Annotated in this window: 19 protein-coding genes; 5 read left to right on the forward strand and 14 right to left on the reverse strand. The window is 52.8% G+C overall.

Translation table 11 applies throughout. From position 1 onward, the window contains the following. The first annotated feature begins 378 nt into the window (after window positions 1-378). The gene (locus tag AAGJ81_15430; protein ID MEM0967539.1) at window positions 379-1,188 is read left to right on the forward strand and encodes a hypothetical protein; all 810 of its coding nucleotides are present in this window, start codon (window positions 379-381) and stop codon (window positions 1,186-1,188) included. Between the two features lie 82 nt (window positions 1,189-1,270). On the opposite strand, the gene AAGJ81_15435 is transcribed toward AAGJ81_15430, so the two are convergent. From AAGJ81_15435 to AAGJ81_15450, 4 genes are all read right to left on the reverse strand, one after another. Next, entirely contained in the window at window positions 1,271-2,158 is an 888-nt protein-coding gene (locus AAGJ81_15435; protein ID MEM0967540.1) for a hypothetical protein, read from the reverse strand. A gap of 84 nt (window positions 2,159-2,242) precedes the next feature. Then, on the reverse strand, window positions 2,243-3,016 hold the full coding sequence (locus tag AAGJ81_15440; protein ID MEM0967541.1) for a M48 family metallopeptidase: 774 nt from the start codon (window positions 3,014-3,016) through the stop codon (window positions 2,243-2,245). A 2-nt stretch (window positions 3,017-3,018) separates the two neighbouring features. Beyond that, the gene (locus tag AAGJ81_15445; GenBank protein MEM0967542.1) at window positions 3,019-3,492 is read right to left on the reverse strand and encodes a heavy metal-binding domain-containing protein; all 474 of its coding nucleotides are present in this window, start codon (window positions 3,490-3,492) and stop codon (window positions 3,019-3,021) included. A gap of 20 nt (window positions 3,493-3,512) precedes the next feature. Beyond that, the gene (locus AAGJ81_15450) at window positions 3,513-3,845 is read right to left on the reverse strand and encodes a YbjQ family protein (protein MEM0967543.1); all 333 of its coding nucleotides are present in this window, start codon (window positions 3,843-3,845) and stop codon (window positions 3,513-3,515) included. Between the two features lie 392 nt (window positions 3,846-4,237). Between AAGJ81_15450 and AAGJ81_15455 the strand changes: the two genes are divergently transcribed. Together AAGJ81_15455 and AAGJ81_15460 are read left to right on the forward strand one after the other, a co-directional pair. Continuing rightward, entirely contained in the window at window positions 4,238-5,152 is a 915-nt protein-coding gene (locus AAGJ81_15455) for a hypothetical protein (protein MEM0967544.1), read from the forward strand. Window positions 5,153-5,213: 61 nt separating this feature from the next. Then, the gene (locus AAGJ81_15460) at window positions 5,214-5,933 is read left to right on the forward strand and encodes a metallophosphoesterase (GenBank protein ID MEM0967545.1); all 720 of its coding nucleotides are present in this window, start codon (window positions 5,214-5,216) and stop codon (window positions 5,931-5,933) included. Between the two features lie 5 nt (window positions 5,934-5,938). On the opposite strand, the gene AAGJ81_15465 is transcribed toward AAGJ81_15460, so the two are convergent. From AAGJ81_15465 to AAGJ81_15475, 3 genes are all read right to left on the reverse strand, one after another. Next, entirely contained in the window at window positions 5,939-6,433 is a 495-nt protein-coding gene (locus tag AAGJ81_15465) for a cyclic nucleotide-binding domain-containing protein (protein MEM0967546.1), read from the reverse strand. Window positions 6,434-6,499: 66 nt separating this feature from the next. Beyond that, complete coding sequence (locus AAGJ81_15470) at window positions 6,500-6,661, reverse strand: hypothetical protein (protein ID MEM0967547.1); 162 nt, start codon at window positions 6,659-6,661, stop codon at window positions 6,500-6,502. Between the two features lie 40 nt (window positions 6,662-6,701). After that, a complete protein-coding gene (locus AAGJ81_15475) occupies window positions 6,702-6,977 on the reverse strand; it encodes a TIGR03643 family protein (GenBank protein ID MEM0967548.1) in 276 nt (91 codons plus the stop codon). Between the two features lie 27 nt (window positions 6,978-7,004). On the opposite strand from AAGJ81_15475, the gene AAGJ81_15480 reads away from it, so the two are divergent. Next, the gene (locus tag AAGJ81_15480; GenBank protein ID MEM0967549.1) at window positions 7,005-7,283 is read left to right on the forward strand and encodes a DUF3253 domain-containing protein; all 279 of its coding nucleotides are present in this window, start codon (window positions 7,005-7,007) and stop codon (window positions 7,281-7,283) included. Window positions 7,284-7,557: 274 nt separating this feature from the next. Continuing rightward, complete coding sequence (locus AAGJ81_15485) at window positions 7,558-9,834, forward strand: RNB domain-containing ribonuclease (protein MEM0967550.1); 2,277 nt, start codon at window positions 7,558-7,560, stop codon at window positions 9,832-9,834. A gap of 4 nt (window positions 9,835-9,838) precedes the next feature. Here the strand turns inward: AAGJ81_15485 and AAGJ81_15490 are convergent, their stop codons facing one another. The 7 genes from AAGJ81_15490 to serA all read right to left on the reverse strand — a co-directional run bounded on the left by AAGJ81_15490 (window position 9,839) and on the right by serA (window position 18,436). Next, on the reverse strand, window positions 9,839-10,954 hold the full coding sequence (locus AAGJ81_15490) for an LptF/LptG family permease (GenBank protein ID MEM0967551.1): 1,116 nt from the start codon (window positions 10,952-10,954) through the stop codon (window positions 9,839-9,841). A 196-nt stretch (window positions 10,955-11,150) separates the two neighbouring features. Beyond that, window positions 11,151-11,918: a glycosyltransferase family 2 protein gene (locus AAGJ81_15495; GenBank protein MEM0967552.1), complete on the reverse strand. Its 768-nt coding sequence runs from the start codon at window positions 11,916-11,918 to the stop codon at window positions 11,151-11,153. Further along, window positions 11,915-13,279: a threonine synthase gene (gene thrC / locus AAGJ81_15500; protein ID MEM0967553.1), complete on the reverse strand. Its 1,365-nt coding sequence runs from the start codon at window positions 13,277-13,279 to the stop codon at window positions 11,915-11,917. The genes AAGJ81_15495 and thrC overlap by 4 nt, the downstream gene beginning before the upstream one ends. A gap of 192 nt (window positions 13,280-13,471) precedes the next feature. Further along, window positions 13,472-14,695 carry an aspartate kinase gene (locus tag AAGJ81_15505; protein MEM0967554.1) on the reverse strand — a complete coding sequence of 408 codons (1,224 nt, stop codon included), beginning with the start codon at window positions 14,693-14,695 and terminating at the stop codon, window positions 13,472-13,474. After that, window positions 14,696-16,009, reverse strand: a complete 1,314-nt coding sequence (locus AAGJ81_15510) for a homoserine dehydrogenase (GenBank protein ID MEM0967555.1) — start codon at window positions 16,007-16,009, stop codon at window positions 14,696-14,698. A gap of 93 nt (window positions 16,010-16,102) precedes the next feature. Beyond that, entirely contained in the window at window positions 16,103-16,708 is a 606-nt protein-coding gene (gene plsY / locus AAGJ81_15515; GenBank protein ID MEM0967556.1) for a glycerol-3-phosphate 1-O-acyltransferase PlsY, read from the reverse strand. 138 nt (window positions 16,709-16,846) lie between these two features. Further along, window positions 16,847-18,436 (reverse strand): phosphoglycerate dehydrogenase, encoded by a 1,590-nt coding sequence (gene serA / locus AAGJ81_15520; GenBank protein ID MEM0967557.1) that lies wholly within the window; start codon window positions 18,434-18,436, stop codon window positions 16,847-16,849. Between the last annotated feature and the right edge of the window lie 429 nt (window positions 18,437-18,865).

Below are 18,865 nucleotides of genomic sequence, written 5' to 3' on the forward strand. Positions count from 1 at the left end.
ATAAAATAAAGCACCCGCGGTCTCATTTTCGGGCCGCGGGTGCTGGTGAAGCAGTGGGCGATCTCAGATTGGCTTGCGCCACCTTTTAAGGTGGCCGCCGACTGCGAAAAATTAGCCATGTGGAACGATACGGAATCTGCGGCTAGACGATTTTATTGCGAAGAGCGCCGCTTGGGGCGACTCGAATTTTGTCTCTTTAGCAAATTTAAGAAGGGAGGGCGACCATGTATCACCATCGAGGGGCTCTATCCGAAAAGACGGTTTGGCTGTAAATTGAGGGAGAGACACAGCCGTTAATCCAACAATACCCGCCCCGATTGAGCTCACTTTTTTAATGAATCTCCGGCGTTTCACGTGTTAACCTAGCAAAATACCGCTATGATCAAACTGCTCATACTCACACTCGGAATTCACCTACTAATCTTAACATCAGTCAATGGAAAACTGACGATCCTTTATCAGTTTGCCCTACCTGACGACTTGGACTCTCTCCGAGCTAAACTTTCGGAAAGCGGCTTTGAAACAATTCAAAAATCCACAGGCTTGATATCTTTTACAAGACAGGACACCAAAGTGGTCACTTCCCGTTTGGGATCGAACCCCTATCAAGCGACATACTTAGCTACCGCAAGCATATTAAGAGAGGAACCTCAGTTGGTTATTACAGCTGGTCCTTGCGGAGCTTTATCGGAGGATGTTGAAATCGGTTCTGCGCTTATCGTTACAGAAGTCGTAGTTCATGATATGGCGACCCTAGCTAACCAGGGACTTTCTCAACCGGATAAGCAACTGACTGTGGATCTCCCGCCCGACTTTTCGAATCTATCTTTCGAGGGACAAACTGTTCCCGCAGTTACCGTCGCCTCGGGCTCAGCCTTCGTTGCGGGCACTGACGCAAGAGCCCGAATCGCTCGACGAACCGGTGCCTCTGTCGTCGATATGAACAGCTTTGGTTCACTCTACGTTTTCGCCCAGTTTGACCTTGCGAGTCTGAACCTGAGGGTTGTTTCCGACCAAGCAGGTGAGAACGCTTCTGAGGAATTTCAGAGTTTTGTCGAATCCTATGATGGAAAACTAGGAAAGATCGCGGCTGGCATTATCCTCGAAAATCCTCTTTCTCCCTCTGACCTTTCACCTTACCCAGCCCTTAAAGAACTGATCGAAAAGAAGACTCCGGAAAAACAATGAGCCCACCCGCACTTCCGCTACACTCAAGAAGATTGTAAACTCTATAAGATAGGTTTCTACAGATTCACAGCGTTGGACCCTCTCAGATTGCCCTCTGCTCACCGTAAAGCAAATCACGACTCACCCAAAACTCGACCTTTGCGTAGCGAACTTTGACGCGACCATCCGACTCTTCCAAAATTTCAATCACCGTGCCGGCCGGCATCTCTACACTTCCTTCATCGATGGGTAGCTCCAGCGGCTGAGTTAACGTAAAACGCTTCGGGAATTCAGGAGGAGGTCTGCGGGGGATCGACTCTCGCTCTTTCATGACTCGGGAAGTGTTGCCAACAGGGATCTCTATCCTCGGGGAATTCACCTGCGCCACTCGATTCCTGGGTGCGGGCTGCGAAGAACCAGGCTGAAAGAAGGTCGCCTTGGTGACATAGAGCACTTCGCAAGCACCGTCACCGGAGTCGTCCCTCGACAACGAAGAAGACCATCCTCCTCCCCCACCAAAGGCCTGCACCAAACTCCCTTGAAGCGAAACGTAGTCTCCAACATTCGCGGACAAAACGATCCTCTTGATCTCGTCGTTCGCTGGAATGATGTGGACATTTCCCACACAACGATTGAATTCACGACGATCCAAACCACTCTTCCCAGAAAAGTGTAAATACCGGTCAGAGTGGGAAAACCGGACTTTTCGAACGTACTCGTCCTGCGCCATCTTACCCCAAGTAACCCCAAGATCGATTGGGGAAAGCTCTTCATCGTATCGCTTCACCGCAACCACCCTCGCGTCCAGTTGATACCAAGCTATAGGAAAGAGCTTGTAGTCACCTAAGGTTTTCGGCGGCGCCAAGCTGAATCGCTGAGCAGGCTCCGTCGTAAGATACTTGCCGGGAGCCCCGTAGGGATCCCCAAATTGCAACCACGCCGCATACCCTCCGAAGACGACGAGCAAACCAATTAAAAAAGTCCGAAACACCAGCAGAGCCTCCTTAAAATCATTTGAACTATCATCTTCCTTGCAGAAAGTCTGCCATTTTGAAGGGCACTGCGATCCAATTCGTTAGTCTTCCTCCCTAATTTGCCGGATTCGCTCCAAGTTTGAAGGGTGAGTGGTGAACATGTAAGCCCACGCAGGAATCCCTCTCGACTCTTCAAGAATCTCGAAGAGCCTTTCCGCTCCCTCACGCTCGCCGTAGACCGCATCGAGACTCTGGAGGGCGAATCGGTCCGCTGCCCGTTCTTCGTCCCGGCTGTATTTAAGGTCAACCAGCTGAGTCGTCGAATCGACGATGCTGCTTCCTCCACCAGTCAGAACCAGAAGCGCGGTTCCCGTTCCGATTTGTCGCCCAAGCCTCTGCAGATGATCCCTCCCAGCGAAATGCCCGTACTCGTGAGCAATCACGAAAGCGATAGCAATTTCCTCTTCGAGGGTTTCGAGAAGACCTCGGGTCAGAACGATCAATCCTCCCGGGACGGCAAAGGCATTTGCCTGCTCCTCGCCCGAGTAGGCAAGGCGATAGGGAAGAGGAGGCACACCGGGACTGGATTGCAGTTTCTCAAAAATCGATTCCGCCAACGCCCACTTCTCCTCCAACTCTTCCGGAACCAGTTCTGAAAAATGATCCACCATGAAGCCCTCAAAGATCTCGGCTTCCGTTTCGGGCGAGATCCTCGCAACGGCAAAGTCGGTTACCCAACCCACAACAAGATAGATCACCACAAGCGCGCCAATGGTCAGGCTGGAAAGCACCAGAATCTCCTTCAGCAATCCCCTGCGACCGCCACCACTGCTGTTTTCGGCACTTTCACCGAGATCTCGGCGAACGTATTTCACTGCTACCTGTAGTGAATTGCCGTTCCGTAGGCGACGACCTCGACTCCGCCGATCCCGTTGCGACGGTCGTGGATACTTGCCAACGTCGAAGTCTCCAAACGCAAATTGATGATCGCGTCACAATCCGGAACCTGCTCCTTCAGTCGAAGAATCGCCTCCCGTTTGGCGCGGTCAAGAAGACTCTCGTAGCTGCGAATCTGACCTCCGAAGATCTTCCGAATCGAGGCGAGGACCTTCTTAAAGTAATCGAGGGAGACGACGATGGAGGAAACCACGAGCTGACTGCTTTCAACCGTGCGATCCGAGTCGGTGGTCCTCGTCGGGAACACAGGAAGCTCCCCTAACTCCTGCTCACGTCTCCGAATCGAAGCAAAGTGCCGTCTTTCCAACCAACTGCCGGCAAAAAGCCCAAGGGCTGCCAAAAGGATCGGCAGGGCATAGGCCAGAGCGATAATTGTGATTTCGAACGTGTGCACAGGAGTATGTCCGAAACTTCCTACTGAACCCGGACCGCAGTTCCGTAAACGTAAAGCTCAGCAGCTCCCTGTGTAACGGCAGAGGTAGAAAATCGAACGTTCACAATCGCGTTCGCACCCAGCGCTACCGCCTGTTCCACCATCCTGCTGGTCGATTGGGTCCGCGCATCAACGAGCAGCTCGGTGTAACCCTTCAATTCGCCCCCAACAAGATTCTTGAACCCGGCAGCAATGTCACGTCCGACGTGCTTGGACCGAACCGTGTTGCCCGTAACCAGACCGTAATGCTCCACGATTTGTTTGCCGGGCACTGTTTCTACGTTGGTGAGAATTACATCAGGATAGTCGGGCACTTTCATGAAACGAAAGGAAGGAGCTCGAGGTCTGAAAAGTCGAACCTAATCCAATGTCACCTCGCTTTACTGGGAACGCTTTGGGGCTGAATACACCTCTTCTTTCTCCCGAAAACCTAAAGTATTTTTCAATTAGTTTGGTGTCAGCGAAGTTCGTTTCTAAAAAGATCTTTGAGTAGCCAATTCGCTTTTTCAGCCAAAGCGTCGCTGGAGGGTCCGCGTCTCGCGGACCGTTCGATTTTCTGCATTGCCAAGCGTTGCGGACACCGAGACGGCGTCCCTCCATGATTGGGGATGTTAATCTGTAGGTTAATTTCCTGACAATCCACTAGACCGCGTCGCCCAGTGAGAGTCCGTTTGCGTTTAGAGGTTGTCCTGCTACTATCCTCCCAGTGACTGCAACCCCCTCGCTGCTGGATCGCGCCTACCTGTTCTTCTTTTCCGATGAGAGAAGAAAGTTCTTCGAACGTTTGATCCTTGGAATCGCAATTGGGGGATTTCTGATCCATCTCGCCGTCATTTTCCTCGTTGATTTTGGACTCCTGAAGGTTGAAAGGATGTCTCCACTGCTGGCCAACCCGATCGCTGCCGCCTATACCCCTTTCACCTTCATCCTCGTCTACGAAGTCTATTTGTTGGTCTATTACCTTCCGCAGTCGATCACCACCTACATCAGCAAACAATACGAGATCATCACTCTCATCCTGATTCGACGCCTCTTTAAGGATTTGTCCGCAGTAGAGATCTCAGCAGATTGGTTCGCGATTAAGGGAGACCTCCTTTTTACCTACGACCTGATCGGAGCTCTGCTCTTATTCTATCTCCTTCACCTCTTCAAGCAATTGGGTCGGCGACGGCAGGAGCTGTCCGACAACATGGATACGATCGGTCCGAGTCTTGAGCGGTTTATCCGTCTTAAAAAAGGTATGGCGGTTTGCCTGATTCCACTCCTGTTGGGAGTAGCGATTTATACCTTTGTCACCTGGATCGTGGGCACGGTCTTTCCGGGCCACCCGCTCGCCACTTCTTTTGATAACATCAACAACATCTTTTTCGATAAATTTTTCGGAATCCTGATCATTGTCGACGTGCTCCTGTTGTTGTTCTCTTTCTTTCTTACCGACGATTTCCATAAGATCATCCGAAACTCAGGTTTCATCGTATCGACGATCCTGATCCGCTTATCTTTCTCTGTGGAGGGCCTTGTGAGTGTCGCACTAGTGGTCGCATCAGTGGTTTTCGGACTCCTCATTCTGCTGATCTTCAACCAATACCAGAAGGCGGCTCTGAATGAGCAGAGTACTTGAAAGGGAATATTAGGCATTGTTCCGGCAGGATACCCGCTGTATCCATTCGAAACTGACGCCCATGAAACTTCTCGTCGTATCCGATCTTCACTTTGCGCTCCCGCAGATGGACTGGTTGATGAGTAATGCCGAGAGATATGATGCCGTCATCATTGCCGGTGACCTTCTCGACATCGCCGGTCGGATTCCCATCGGAAACCAAATTGTTATCGTCCTCAAATACTTGGAGAGAATCTCCGAAAGACGCCCTTTGCTCGTTTGTTCGGGCAACCACGACGGTGACTCGGTTACCATGCACAATGAGTATGTCGCCAGTTGGCTGGAGCAGGCGAACAATGTGCAGACATTCGTCGACGGCGAGAGCACCCGTTTGGGCGATATGTTGGTCACTATCCTACCCTGGTGGGACGGTCCGGAAACCCGCCGCGAAATGGACGAGTTCCTGGAAAAAGAGGGCAAGAAAGAAAGCCCTCTCTGGCTCTGGCTTCACCACGCACCACCGCAAGGCTCCCCGATTAGCTGGACAGGAAAAAAGGACGCCGGGGATCCCAACTTAAACCGATTGATTGCCAGATACCGGCCGGACTTTGTCTTTTGCGGTCACATCCACAATTCGCCCTTTCGTTCCGGCGGAAGTTGGCACGATAAAGTAGACGGGTGCTGGGTCTTCAATTCCGGAAAGCAAATCGGGGAAATTCCGGCTCACATCTCGATCGACTTTGATAAGAAAGAAGCGACCTGGGTATCTCTGGCAGGTGTCGAATCGGTTTCCCTAGCGTAAGAAGGCTATCGAGCGCCCGGAATTGGCGGATCGTCTTCGTCGGGAACTTCTCGCTCTGGAACCTTCGCCGGATGCCGAACAATGACAGCCCTCAAGATATCATCCAACAGATCGAAATGATTGTCCTGGCCACCGTACTGTCGCTTGACCTCAGACAAATAATTATTGATCGCGTCAAGCCGGTGAGCCATCACTTTGGCCACGTAGAGCAGTAGGTCCGGGCTGTTTTCTAAAAGGACCTCTGAGTCTTCGATAAACCGAAAGGTCGAGGGTTCTTTCACACGCACAGTGGCCGTGCTCACACCATCGAGAAAATAAGCCATTTCCCCAAAAGATGCCCCTTTATTGTTAATCTGGGTCATGTGGATGCCGTTTTTGATGATCTCGACAGCCCCGCTCTCTAAAAAGAAAAGTCCCGAAACTCTGCTCCCCTGAACAATGATCTCGTCACCCTCTTCTCTTTCGATGATCGGAAACTGTTTTAGGCACGATTGATCCATAATTACAAAAGACCATAAACCCCGAATTTGAGAATGGCGAACGCAATCTTTTTAAGACAGAGCCCGCTAGCGCTCAATCTCGACCTGATCAATCAGAGGCTCCTCCTCTTGCATCACAACACCGTCGCCCTCATCGATCTGGGTCACCGTCGTGATGCATCCTGAAAGGACAAGGATCAAAAGGAACGCGACAAGTGGTAAAAATACCTGAGTCTTTGTGCTCTTCATGTCTTGACCTGTAGCGAGTCTTCTTCCCTTTGGCTAGGGATTACTCCATTTCATGATTCTCCAGTTGCGAAGACGAGACTCTCTTGGTCGATTTACGGAGCCTCTTCTCGTGCTTGGTGACTCTCCCACTCACCCGTTTTCTCCAAAGTCGAAAACTCCGATCCTTTAACGAGAGGCGCATCACTCGGATTACCTCCGCTTCGGGTAAACCAGTCTTCCGCTCGATTTCCTCGAAAGTGATCCGATCGGCCCAAGCCATCCGGATGATCTTGTCTCGCAGTTCGCCAGAGATGTCGCCTACTCTCGATTTGGACATTCAGCAACCAAACCACCGCAGCCTCCAATGCAAGATTCCGACTTTGAAAAAGATGAAGCCGAGAGAATCGAGGACGCAATCCACGATCTTCTGTCTCAGCGAAAAGCCGGGGGAACCATCTGTCCGAGCGAAGTTGCAAGGCGACTCTACCCTCAAGAAGAATGGCGGTCGAAGATGACCCGCGTTCGTGAAGTAGCCTTTGCAATGGTCGAGTCAGGCCGAATCGAAATCACTCAGGGAGGAAAGGTTGTTGACGCGCGGAACACAAAGGGAGCGATCCGATTGAGAAGGCATTTTCCGGTCTGACGCTTTTCAACCGCCTCGAAGCAGGCAAGGTCAAACGCGACCACGCTACCCAAAGCAAGGCCAACGCTCAACGCCACTCCGCCGAGTCACCCGGAAGAAAGCGAAGAGAAGTGCTGCCGAAGTGCCCTCTAAAGATATTCGACCCCGATTTGGATTTCGATTTCGTCCAATACAGGATAGCGTCAACGCTACATATAACGTTTTCGACGCTACGGACTTAATCGCTACTGATGAACCTTCCTCAAACGTCGAGCTAGCGAACAGACCAAGATCAATGTACACAAAAGAGACCATAATTACCCACATGCTAAAGGCGGATTTTGCACCGGCAACCTCCGAAGAGCTGGCCTCGGGTCTTTCCGTGCCCGATTCGAAGAGGGAGGACTTTTCTACCACCCTCGAAAAGATGCAGACTGCTGGTCTAATCGTCCGGCTGAAGCGGGATCGCCTCTGCTTGCCGAGAGATGCCGACCTTGTGACCGGAATCATCCATTTTCGACAAACGGGAAAGGCCGTAATCCGACCCGACTCAAAGACCTACCAAGCCACCCTCGATCCCGTAGACATTCGCTCCGATGATACGGGGCTGGCACTTCACGGAGACCGCGTAGTTGCCCGGCTGGATTCGGAGCGTCCCCGAAAGATCCATCGAGGGCGTGGACGAAGGAATTTCTCCCACCGCGAGCCTGCCAAACGAACCGGCAGAGTGATCCGGATTCTCGAGCGCGCGAGAACCAGTCTTCCTGGCACCCTCAAGAAGGCTCGCCACGCGTTTTACGTGATTCCTGATGATCCGCGCATCATTCAGGATATTCTAGTGCCTCCGCCAGGAACTGAAGGCACGCCAGAGGCAAAGGTCGGAGACAAAGTAATCGTTCGTCTCTTCGAATGGACTCAGCGCCACATGAATCCCGAAGGCGAGATCATCGAAGTGCTCGGGCGAACCCATGAACCGATGGCCGAATACAAAGCCATCCTTCACAAATTCGATCTCGATCCCGACTTCCCGGACGAGGTCATGCAACAAGTAGAAAACGTTCCTTCTTCGGTTTCCACGGAAGGTCGCAGGGGACGTCTGGACTGCCGTGATCTATTCACCGTCACCATAGATCCCGACGACGCCAAGGATTTTGACGATGCGATTTCACTTGAGAAGCTAGAGGACGGAAACTGGCGGGTCGGTGTTCACATCGCCGACGTCAATGCCTACGTCAAGCCCGGCTCCCCCCTCGATATCGAGGCGTCCAAGCGAGGCAACTCAACTTATCTGACCGGGACAGTCATCCCGATGCTCCCGCACAAACTCTCAAACGGCATCTGCAGTCTGGTCGAGGATGAGGATCGCCTTACAAAGGCAGTCTTTCTCGACTTCACCCCTCAGGCGAGGCTGGTCTCGTGGCGTTTTGCCAACACTGTCATCCGGAGCAACAAACGGCTTACCTATCGGCAGGCCTACGCCATGATGACCGAGAACGATCTCGATGCGATTCGCAATGCACCTCTCCCACCCAAGCATCAAACCGGATCGATTGGCAGAGACCTAAAGAGTCTCGATAGCGAAGAAATAAAGGAGCTCCGCAAAACGATCCGGAAGCTCTGGTTCTTTGCTGAAAGACTCCGCAAGGGCCGGATGAAAGATGGTAGCCTCGACCTGGATATGCCCGAAGTGAAGATTTACGTCGATGAGACAGGTGCTGCCGACCGAATCGAAAGTATCGTAAACGATGAGAGCCACCAGCTCATTGAGGAGTACATGCTCGCTGCAAACGAGGCGGTTGCGAAAGAGATCCGCCGCCTCGGTCTACCCTGCCTGTATCGAGTCCATGACGAGCCGGATACAGAGAAGCTGGAAGAGTTTCGAGAATATCTAGCGACCGTTGGCCTTTCTGTGGGGGATCTGACTCGCCGGCGTGAGATCACCCGAATGTTGACGGCAATCAACGATCATCCACAGGCCTACACGCTCAGGATCCAGTTTCTCCGTAGTCTCAAGCAAGCCTGCTACCGCGCCTCGCCGGATGGCCACTACGGCCTCTGCAAAAACGACTACACTCACTTCACCTCCCCGATCCGCCGCTACTCGGATCTAATCGTCCATCGAGTCTTCGAAAACCTGCTTCTCAAACGCGGAATCGACAGTGCTCCAAAAAACCTCGGTATCGTCTACACTCAGGCAAAGCTCGAATCGATCGGAGAACACCTCTCCATCACCGAAAGAAACAGCACGGACGCTGAACGGGAATCGGTAAAGGTTAAGCTGCTTGAGTTCTTCGAACGGGAACTCGCAAAGCCAGGCAAGAAAACGATCTTTGACGCAGTGATCACCGATGTGAAAAACCATGGTCTCTTTATCGAGTTATCCCACTCTCTAGCCTTCGGCCTCGTCCACATTTCTACTCTCCGCGACGACCACTATCTCGTTTCCCACGACGGCACCAGCCTCAGAGGGAAGCGTAAAGGGCGGACCTATCGTCTCGGGGAAACCATCCGCGTAGTCACCGAGCGAGTCGACCGCTTCAAGAGACAGATCGATTTCGCACCAGCCGGGTAAAGCATCAATGCTGGTTTGCCCGATTCATCAACCAGATTCCGAGGGAGATGAAGAGAACGTTCGGAAGCCAAATCAGCAGTTCCGGTAGTGCCGCCGGCACCTCCATAAACCAAGTCGCAACCGTCACCAAAAAGTAATACAACATCGCTAACCCAAGGGCTACACCCAAGTTGGTGAGCGTCTCCTTCCGGCCCACTCGAATCCCGAGCGGAATCGCAACAATGACCAACGAGAAAATCGAAATCGACATAGCGAGGTTCTGTTGGATCTGGACACGATATTCCAAAGAATTTTCCGGATCTTCTCTAATCTGCTCCCGAAGTTGGCTAAAGGTGAGGTAAGATGGCTTTTGCGAGAAATCCGTTCCACGACGGAGAATCGAATCCAACTCCAGTCGCAAGGGAAACTCCTTTATGTTGCCAATGAGACTGATCGTAGGAGGCTGATCATAGTTCGGATTGGGCTCACGATCCTCGAATCGGCCGTTCCGCAGAGTAAAGAGCAAGGTGGATTGCTCTCGCAAAAATTCGATACGTGCCGATTCCGCGTGAAGGTAGCGGCTCACCCTCCCTTCGTCTCCCAACTCCCAAACCTCAAACCCCCGCATTTCCTCTCCGTCGCGTTCCTGAACGAAAACGACATACCCCGGAAAATCGCGAACGAAGGACCCTGCCTTGAAAAAGCGGAGCGGATCCTCTTCGAGGCTGTTCGCTAATCTCTCCCGGTAGGCTCCTTTGTTCTTCGGACCAAGCTCGTTGTTGAACCACGCCGAAAATCCGCAACCAATCAACGCCATCAAAAAGATAGGCCGTGCAATCGACCACACACTCGATCCCGACGCTTTCATTGCGAGGATTTCCCTTGTTGAGGAAAGCCTCCCGAGCGCGAGGAGAATTCCTGCCAAGAAACCGAGCGGGAGCGCGTATACTCCCACATAGGGGATCATCATCCAGAGAATCTGAAAAAACAAACGAAGTGAAATCTGGCCCTCCGCCAACATCGCAATTGCTCCGCGAACAGCGTTACCCGTGAGGAATACGAACAAAAAAACCGCTACTGCGCCTGCTACGAAGACGAACACTTCGAACAACACGTATCGATGAAGCTTCCCGAAGATCATCAGCCGTAAAAATGCCTGCCCAAAAGGAACGGATGCTCTTGAGCGACGAAGCCTTGGCGTAGTCGGTTCAGCTGCCGAAAAAACGGATCAGATACAACTCCTGGGGACTTCTTCAATAACCACTCGGCGACTGAAGTCGCCGCTCCTTTCGAAATGACCAGCGTCGTTTCGCCACGCACTGCTTCGACCGCATTCCTCAGCCTCCAGCCCCATATCTTGTCCAAGAAAGGCGGAGCCGCCGGTACTTGTCCGACACTTCCGACGCATTCGAAAAGGCTAGGCGAAGCCCGGAGAAACCATCCAGAAAACCCAGTTTAAGGAAGAACGCCTTTACGAAGCAGGCGAAAGAGTGGCCCACCTGGTCAAAAAAGGTGACTCTCCGCCCGTCCCGAAAAGCTTCTGCAGCCCACAACTTTGCATATCGTTGCGACCGTTCCTTTCGCTCCGCCCAATTGCGGTAGCTGTAGTGATCGATACAGGAGAAGAAGCGACCCGTCTCCCCGTGCACTTGGATCCGTTCATGAACATCCCGCTCCTCCATGAACCAACCTTCGGTGCGGAAGAAGCGAAGATTCCAATCCGGATACCAATTGCCATGATGAAAACGCTTCTTGCCAATGTAGGTGATACGGTTGATCCAGAACCCGTTCCTGTTGGACTTCATCCCCGCAACCTTTTGGATCTCATCGACCAAGCCCTGTGGAACCACCTCATCTGCGTCCAACCACAAAATCCACGGTTTCGAGGCAGCCTGAAACAACTTCTTGCGGGTCGCACCAAAGCCCTGCCAGGACTCCTCAATTACGGTAGCCCCCCATTGCCGGGCGATTTCCACGGTTTTGTCCTCGCTCCCGGAATCCAACACGATGACTTCGTCAAAAGCTTCCAGAGGTGCAAGACACCGAGGAAGATTCGCTTCTTCGTCCTTCGCCAGGATACAGACCGAGACGTTTAACTTTTTCACTTGGGTAGGTGAGAACGGATAAAACCCTGTATCCGGTCTACCGTTCCCTCAACTGGAAACTTTACGATCTCCCGATTCTTCAACGCTTCCAAAGAAGGATGGATCACGTCGATTCCAATCGAATCCCGAATCGTATCAGGGAATTTGGCCGGATGCGCCGTCGCTAAAACAATGGTTTCCTCCCCTTCAACCGGGTCCCAGGAAAACCCACACGCTGTGTGTGGATCTGCGGTGTAGTCGAACCTCTCGTGAACAGTCCGGATTCTCTCTTCGATTTCACTATCCAGAGTTGCCGTACTAGTGAAACCCCAGTCATCGCTCAGTGGAAGCCTCACTCTGCCAGACTCTGCAAACTCTTCCATCCACAACTTCACTTGTTCGCAGTCTTCGTTGGCTACATAGAAAAGAAAGCGCTCAAAGTTGGAAGCGACTTGAATATCCATGGACGGCGCAAGGCTGGGCCGCACCCGATCCAACTCGTAATTGCCCGTGGTGAAGAACCGATGGAGGATATCGTTTTGGTTGGTCGCTACCACAAAGCCTTTTGCGGGCATACCCATTCTAGCCGCCATCCACCCGGCCAGAACATTTCCAAAATTTCCAGTTGGGACAACGAAACGAACTTTCTCTCTCTTCCCAGCAGGAACCTTCAAGCTCGCAAAGATGTAATACGCAATCTGCGCAAGGATCCGCGCCAGGTTGATTGAGTTGACCGCTGAGAGACGGACACCTTCCCGAAACTCCTGATCCCTGAAAATTTCCTTCAAGGACTTTTGGGCGTCGTCAAAACTACCCTGTATTGCCAAAGGAAATACATTTTCTGCACCTGTGCAGGTCATTTGTCTCTCCTGCAGCGGCGCTACCCGCCCATCTGGGTAGAGGATAAAGATCGAAACACCCTCTCTTCCCAACAGACCATGAATAGCTGCCGCTCCCGTATCACCCGAAGTAGCCCCCAGAACCGCGATCGGGCGACCGTCCCGCTCGATCTGCTTTCCGTAAAGCTCCCCTAGCCATTGCAGGGCAAAGTCCTTGAAGGCCAGCGTCGGACCGTGAAACAACTCTAGAACAGAAACTCCACCTCCCAGACGTCGGACCGGAGCGGTCATCGGATCGTCGAATCCACGGTAGGCCTTCTCCACCGTTTCTCTAAGTTCGGATGAACGAATATCGGTAGCGAAAATAGCGAAGAGCTCACAACACAGATCAACGTAAGACAGTCCCTCCCAGGTCGGAATCTGGTCAGCCAGATTCGGAAGCTCATCCGGGACGAATAAGCCGCCGTCTGGAGCAAGACCCGTGGAAACGGCCTCGCGGAAAGGAACCGGCTCTACACCACCTCTGGTAGAGATGTATCTCACCTTACACCACGCTCGAAACGACTCTCGCCGCTTCACTACTATCTAGAGGCACAACGTTCGCTATGAGATCCACTGTGTTTCTCTGGGAGGGACGGGCTCCGCCCCGTCCGCAGCGTCTAAATCGTTCGGCGACTGAAGTCGCCGCTCCGTTCGAAAAGATTCCCTTCATTTCGCTGTTCGAAAAGCAAAGCATCATCCCTTTGCCGCCGATAACTCGAACACCTCGTGAAGGACTCGCACCGCTTCGTCGGCTTCGTCAATACCGATTACGACCGAGATCTTGATCTCCGACGTACTGATCATCTGGATATTGATCTTCTTCTCGGCCAGAGCCCGAAAAAACTTACCGGCGACCCCGGTGTGGGAACGCATTCCGACGCCGACCGCGGACAGCTTTGCGACACGGTCGTAGGTGGCAACCGTTGCATCCGCAAACTCCTCCAACAGACCACGTACCGCCCGCTCGGCGCGAAACGCATCCTCCTCTGGCACTGTAAAAGTGAGATTTGCACGACCTTCACGACCCAGATTCTGAACGATCATATCGACCAAAACGCCTTCGTCCGATAATACCTGAAAGATCCTCGCTGCCGTGCCCGGACGGTCCGGAATATCGCTGACGACTATCTTTACCTGATTGCGGTCGAGAGCCACTCCACTAACCGCTACATCTTCCATGGAAACCACTTCCTCTTTCACAATTGTTCCTGGTTGGTCGTTAAAACTGGAGCGCACTTCAAAGCGCACTCCATACTTCTGGGCAAATTTCACAGCGCGGGTTTGCATCACCTTTGAACCGCTACTCGCGAGCTCCAGCATCTCTTCGTAAGCAATCTCGTCCAACTTTCGTGCATCCGGCACGATTCGTGGATCTGCCGTAAAGACTCCTTCGACATCAGTGTAAATCTGGCAAAGATCCGCTTTCAAAGCAGCCGCCATCGCAATCGCACTCAGGTCGGACCCTCCACGGCCAAGAGTCGTTGTCTGACCGTCCACGTTTGCCCCCTGAAAGCCCGCGACGATCACCACGTTTCCCAGTCGAAGCTGAGAATCGATGTCTCCTCCGGAAATACTCAGAATGCGGGCACGCGTATGGGAAGGATCCGTCAGGATACCCGCCTGTGCTCCCGTGCGGGAGATTGCCGGAACGTTCAACGCGTGAAGCGCCATGGTCACCAAAGCGATCGTCTCTTGCTCCCCGACCGCGAGCAGCAGATCCATCTCACGCTCGTTCGGAGAAGGATTCAGTGCTTTTGCCCGTGAAATAAGTTCATTCGTTACTCCAGAGCGTGCGGACACGATCACGGCAACCTCATTGCCATCTTCCACTGTTCTCTGAATCCGCTCGGCGACTTTCTTGATGCGGTCCACGTCTCCAACCGAGGTCCCGCCAAACTTCTGCACAATTCTAGCCATTCAGTTCGGCTGCAAAATCGGGCAGACGAGAAATGCTCCCCGGACAAAGGACTCCCGGCAGAGGTCCTCAAGCGTATTCCGTAGTGCCGCCTCCGTGCATACATGGGTCACCAGAACCAAGGCAGCAGTCCCCTCCCCGCTATGTTCGCGCTGGATCACAGTCGCTATGCTGATCTGACCCTGCGAAAAGGATCCAGCGACCTTAGCAAGAACACCCGGTTCATCGTCGACGTTCAACCGAACGTAGTACTCCTGCTGAATTTCCTCGAGAGTGGCCGTCCTAGTCGCATCACCGGGTCGAGCTGTCCCGGAACGAGGATGAACTTCACTCACCCTTGCCCGGCCGGCATCCACGAGATCCGAGACTACAGCGCTCGCCGTAGGGTCCTGCCCCGCGCCCCGACCGATCAAGACCGTCGGGCCCGCTACATCGCCTTCCAAACGGACCGCATTAAAAGCATCGTTCACATCAGCCATCAAAGATTCCAGTGGCACCAAAGTGGGGCGAACCGAGAGCGCCACACTTTCCGAATCCGACAGCCGCTGAATACTCGCGATCAACTTGATTCTATAGCCTAGCTCACCAGCAAACCTCATATCGTCCAAAGTGATCTTTCGGATGCCCTCGACGATCATTTCCGCAGTCGGCACCCACAACCGATGGGCCAGCCAAGCTAAAATGACCGTTTTGTGGGCAGCATCCCAACCATCGAGATCGAGAGACTCATCCGCTTCCACATATCCCAAGTCACGGGCAGCATCCAAAACGGGTTCGAAAGAGATCTGTTCACGCTCCATCCGGGTAAGGATGTAATTCGAGGTTCCGTTGAGGATTCCGTAGATGCGGTCAAAACGGTTCGCCACCAATCCTTCACGCAGCGCCTTGATCACGGGAATTCCGCCTGCAACACTTGCCTCAAAAAAGAGTCGCCCTCCACGGGCCTCAGCAATCGCCATCAACTCCTCGCCATGGTCGCAGAGAAGAGCCTTGTTCGCAGTGACGACTGTCTTCCCATTCTCCAAAGCTAAACGCGTCCAGACAAGAGCTTCATCGACCCCCCCCACCAACTCACAAAGAATCGGGACTGTCGGGTCCGCCAGCAATCCCTCAGGATCGTCAGTCAAAAGACCTTCTTCAACGGAAACGTCCCTCTTTCTGCCAAGATCACGAACGACAATTCCAGCAATCTCCAGATGCGCACCAATTTCAAGGGTCAACTCCGCCCCACGTTTCTCCAGACTTTTATAGACGCCTTGCCCTACCGTTCCGAAGCCCAACAGACCAATGCGAATTCTCGCAGGTTCGCTGCTCATCACCGTTTCTCCTTCGCAACTCTATGCGCGGGAAGATTCGGCGAATGCAGAAACGACTCCAGTAGTTTCTCTACAGCGTTCGAACTCCACGCGCTAAGATGGTCTGTTAAACTTGTGCTCATCCCCTTTGAGTAAACGGACCAGATTGGATCGATGCCGCACGACAATCAAGACGGCAATCACCGCAGCAAACACGACCATGGCCTTGGAGACTGGCCAGCCAATCGAGTGAAACCACCAGCCAAAAAGTGGGAGAGACAACGCGAATAGAATAGACGCAAGCGAGACGAACCGGGTGGTGTAGAAAGTCACGACCCAAACCAGCACGCCAGAGATCAAGACCAGCGGCATCAGAACCAGTAGACCACCCATGGTGACTGCAACGCCCTTGCCTCCTTTGAAACCGATAAAGATCGAGGCACTGTGGCCAACCACTGCCCCGACTGCTCCTGCAATCCCCCCGTAGTCTCCCGCAATCCAGAGCCCTACTGCAACCGCAAGACAGCCTTTGAGAAAATCCAAGACGAATACCGTATTGCCCGCCTTACGCCCGAGAACTCTCTTTACGTTGGTAGCACCCGGATTCCGGCTTCCCACCTCGAGAATGTTAACCCCTTTACCCTTTGCGATCCATACTGCAAAGGAAAGCGAACCAAAGAGGTAGCCAATAATGGCGCAGGCTAAGATCAAAATAATCATCCCAACGACCTCCCTATGATAGGCACAAGCCTCTCAAAATCGAAATCCAAATCGGCATCGGAGTCCATCAATGGAAGCTTTTTCGTTTCGGTATCTCCGCGCTTTGCTTGTCTGTTTTCGATCCCGATTTCGATTTTCCTACAACTGGATCACCTTATACTTTTCGATCGCCTCGTGCTCGGTGATCGCCTCGGCCGTAGCCACTGAAGGTGCTGTATCCAATTCGTAAACACTCACCGCATAGCCCATCCCGCGATCACGGCTCAAGGACAGGTTCGCTATGTTGACGCCGTCCTTGTCCAGAGTGGTTCCGATAAATCCGACGATCCCAGGAACATCCTTGTTTTTCAAAACCAGCAGTGTCCCGGAGGTATTCACCTCAAGGCCGTGACCATCAATCGACACGATCCTCGGTTCCTGCCCGAGGCCAAAGAGACATCCGCTAACCGTCCGGGTCTTGCCGGAATCTTCGACTGCCTGGACCTCAATCAACTCCGTGTAGCCGCAATCCTTGTTACTCTTGATCACCTCGACTTCGACACCAAGGCCTGCCAACTTTGAAGGTGCGTTGACATCATTGACCGCACCACCGCTGATGTGATTCAGATAACCCCGCTGGATCGCCCGGGAAAGTGGCAAAGCATCGAAGTCGACAATCTTACCGTAGTAGGTAATGCGTAGTTTTTCCACAGTCCCACTACTGAGTTGCTGGACAAACGTGCCGAGCTTCTGCCCCAGATCGAGGTAAGGGGAGAGCATTTCGAGGTCTTTTGGATCGACTGTCGGCATGTTCAGGGCGTTGCGCACCATACCCCCTCTTAGAGCCTCGTAGATATTCTCGGCGATTTCCACACCCACGTTTTCCTGCGCCTCCCTGGTTGAGGCTCCAAGGTGAGGGGTAAGAACGAGGTTATCGATCTTTCGTAACTCGCTGTCTTCGGCCAGAGGTTCACTTTCGTATACATCCAGACCCGCTGCCGCGACTTTCCCGCTCTTCAAGGCTTCAACGAGAGCCTTCTCTTCAATGATTCCTCCCCGGGCGCAGTTGAACAAGCGCACTCCGTCTTTCATAGAGGCGATCGCAGCCGAATCTATCATATGCCGGGTATTGTCGGTCATCGGCATGTGAACCGTGATGTAGTCCGACTGCTGGCAAAGGTTCTCAAAAGAAACCATCTCCACCCCTAGAGCCTTCGCCCGGCTCTTGGTCAAAAACGGGTCATAGGCCAGAACCGTCATGCCAAAAACGATTGCCCGCTTGGAAACTTCTGCACCAATCCGGCCCATTCCACAGACTCCTAGTGTTTTCCCCATCAATTCCGATCCGGATAGAATTTTCCTATCCCAACGTCCACCTTTCATCGAACGATCTGCCTGGGAAATCGGACGCGTCCCGGCCAAAATGTGTGTGAAGGTAAGCTCTGCTGTGGCAATGGTATTCCCCGAAGGCGTGTTCATCACAATGACGCCGGAGTCGGTGGCTGCCTCGATATCAATGTTATCTACACCCACCCCGGCACGCCCGACCACTTTCAACTCAGGAGCGGCCGCAATCACCTCCTTGGTTACTTTCGTCTCCGAGCGCACCGCAATCGCGTTTACATCGGAGACGAGTTTCAGAATCTCTTCCGGCGAGCTTCCGTAAGCTTCCAAGACTTCGCAACCGTCCTGATTGCGAAGAAACTCAACGCCCGAAGGAGAAATTTTGTCTGCTACAAGGATTTTCATGAAGCCTCACAGCGATAAAGCGGCCCCTGCCGGAATGCAACCTGCAAAGACTTTGCGGCAGTCAATTGAAGAACGAGGGCCGGAGTCTCCATTCCTGTAGAATCCATAAATCCCGAGCGATTAAAGTGTGATAAAGTCAGTCAAAAGGGAAAATCTTTGAACATGAGCCAATCGTGACAGACATCTGCGGTCCCATCTTAGCCCAATGTTATTATTTCGCTACTGAAATGGAATACACTCGGGATTCGATATCGGGATCGAAATCGGGTCTCAAGGGCTTTCGATAGCGTGAGCCTCCCCCGTTCTGGTTGTCAGGGGACTATCGTATTTTCGATTGTTAGTGTGGTTGATGGTTAAAGTGTTTTTCTGCGGATGGGAAGGCGTTTGTTTGCGCCGCTCCCGAGAATGGGCCTAACTCGCTCGTCGGAG

The sequence above is a fragment of the Verrucomicrobiota bacterium genome, from assembly GCA_038744685.1.
GTDB lineage: Bacteria > Verrucomicrobiota > Verrucomicrobiia > Opitutales > Puniceicoccaceae > Puniceicoccus.

What these genes read in the sequence shown, in the direction of transcription:
- AAGJ81_15465 (MEM0967546.1), bottom strand. Translation starts at nt 6,433, where the DNA reads ATGGATCAATCGTGCCTAAAACAGTTTCCGATCATCGAAAGAGAAGAG.
- AAGJ81_15480 (MEM0967549.1), top strand. Translation starts at nt 7,005, where the DNA reads ATGCAAGATTCCGACTTTGAAAAAGATGAAGCCGAGAGAATCGAGGAC.
- AAGJ81_15485 (MEM0967550.1), top strand. Translation starts at nt 7,558, where the DNA reads ATGTACACAAAAGAGACCATAATTACCCACATGCTAAAGGCGGATTTT.
- AAGJ81_15475 (MEM0967548.1), bottom strand. Translation starts at nt 6,977, where the DNA reads ATGTCCAAATCGAGAGTAGGCGACATCTCTGGCGAACTGCGAGACAAG.
- AAGJ81_15460 (MEM0967545.1), top strand. Translation starts at nt 5,214, where the DNA reads ATGAAACTTCTCGTCGTATCCGATCTTCACTTTGCGCTCCCGCAGATG.
- AAGJ81_15510 (MEM0967555.1), bottom strand. Translation starts at nt 16,009, where the DNA reads ATGAGCAGCGAACCTGCGAGAATTCGCATTGGTCTGTTGGGCTTCGGA.
- AAGJ81_15490 (MEM0967551.1), bottom strand. Translation starts at nt 10,954, where the DNA reads ATGATCTTCGGGAAGCTTCATCGATACGTGTTGTTCGAAGTGTTCGTC.
- serA (MEM0967557.1), bottom strand. Translation starts at nt 18,436, where the DNA reads ATGAAAATCCTTGTAGCAGACAAAATTTCTCCTTCGGGCGTTGAGTTT.
- AAGJ81_15430 (MEM0967539.1), top strand. Translation starts at nt 379, where the DNA reads ATGATCAAACTGCTCATACTCACACTCGGAATTCACCTACTAATCTTA.
- plsY (MEM0967556.1), bottom strand. Translation starts at nt 16,708, where the DNA reads ATGATTATTTTGATCTTAGCCTGCGCCATTATTGGCTACCTCTTTGGT.
- AAGJ81_15470 (MEM0967547.1), bottom strand. Translation starts at nt 6,661, where the DNA reads ATGAAGAGCACAAAGACTCAGGTATTTTTACCACTTGTCGCGTTCCTT.
- AAGJ81_15505 (MEM0967554.1), bottom strand. Translation starts at nt 14,695, where the DNA reads ATGGCTAGAATTGTGCAGAAGTTTGGCGGGACCTCGGTTGGAGACGTG.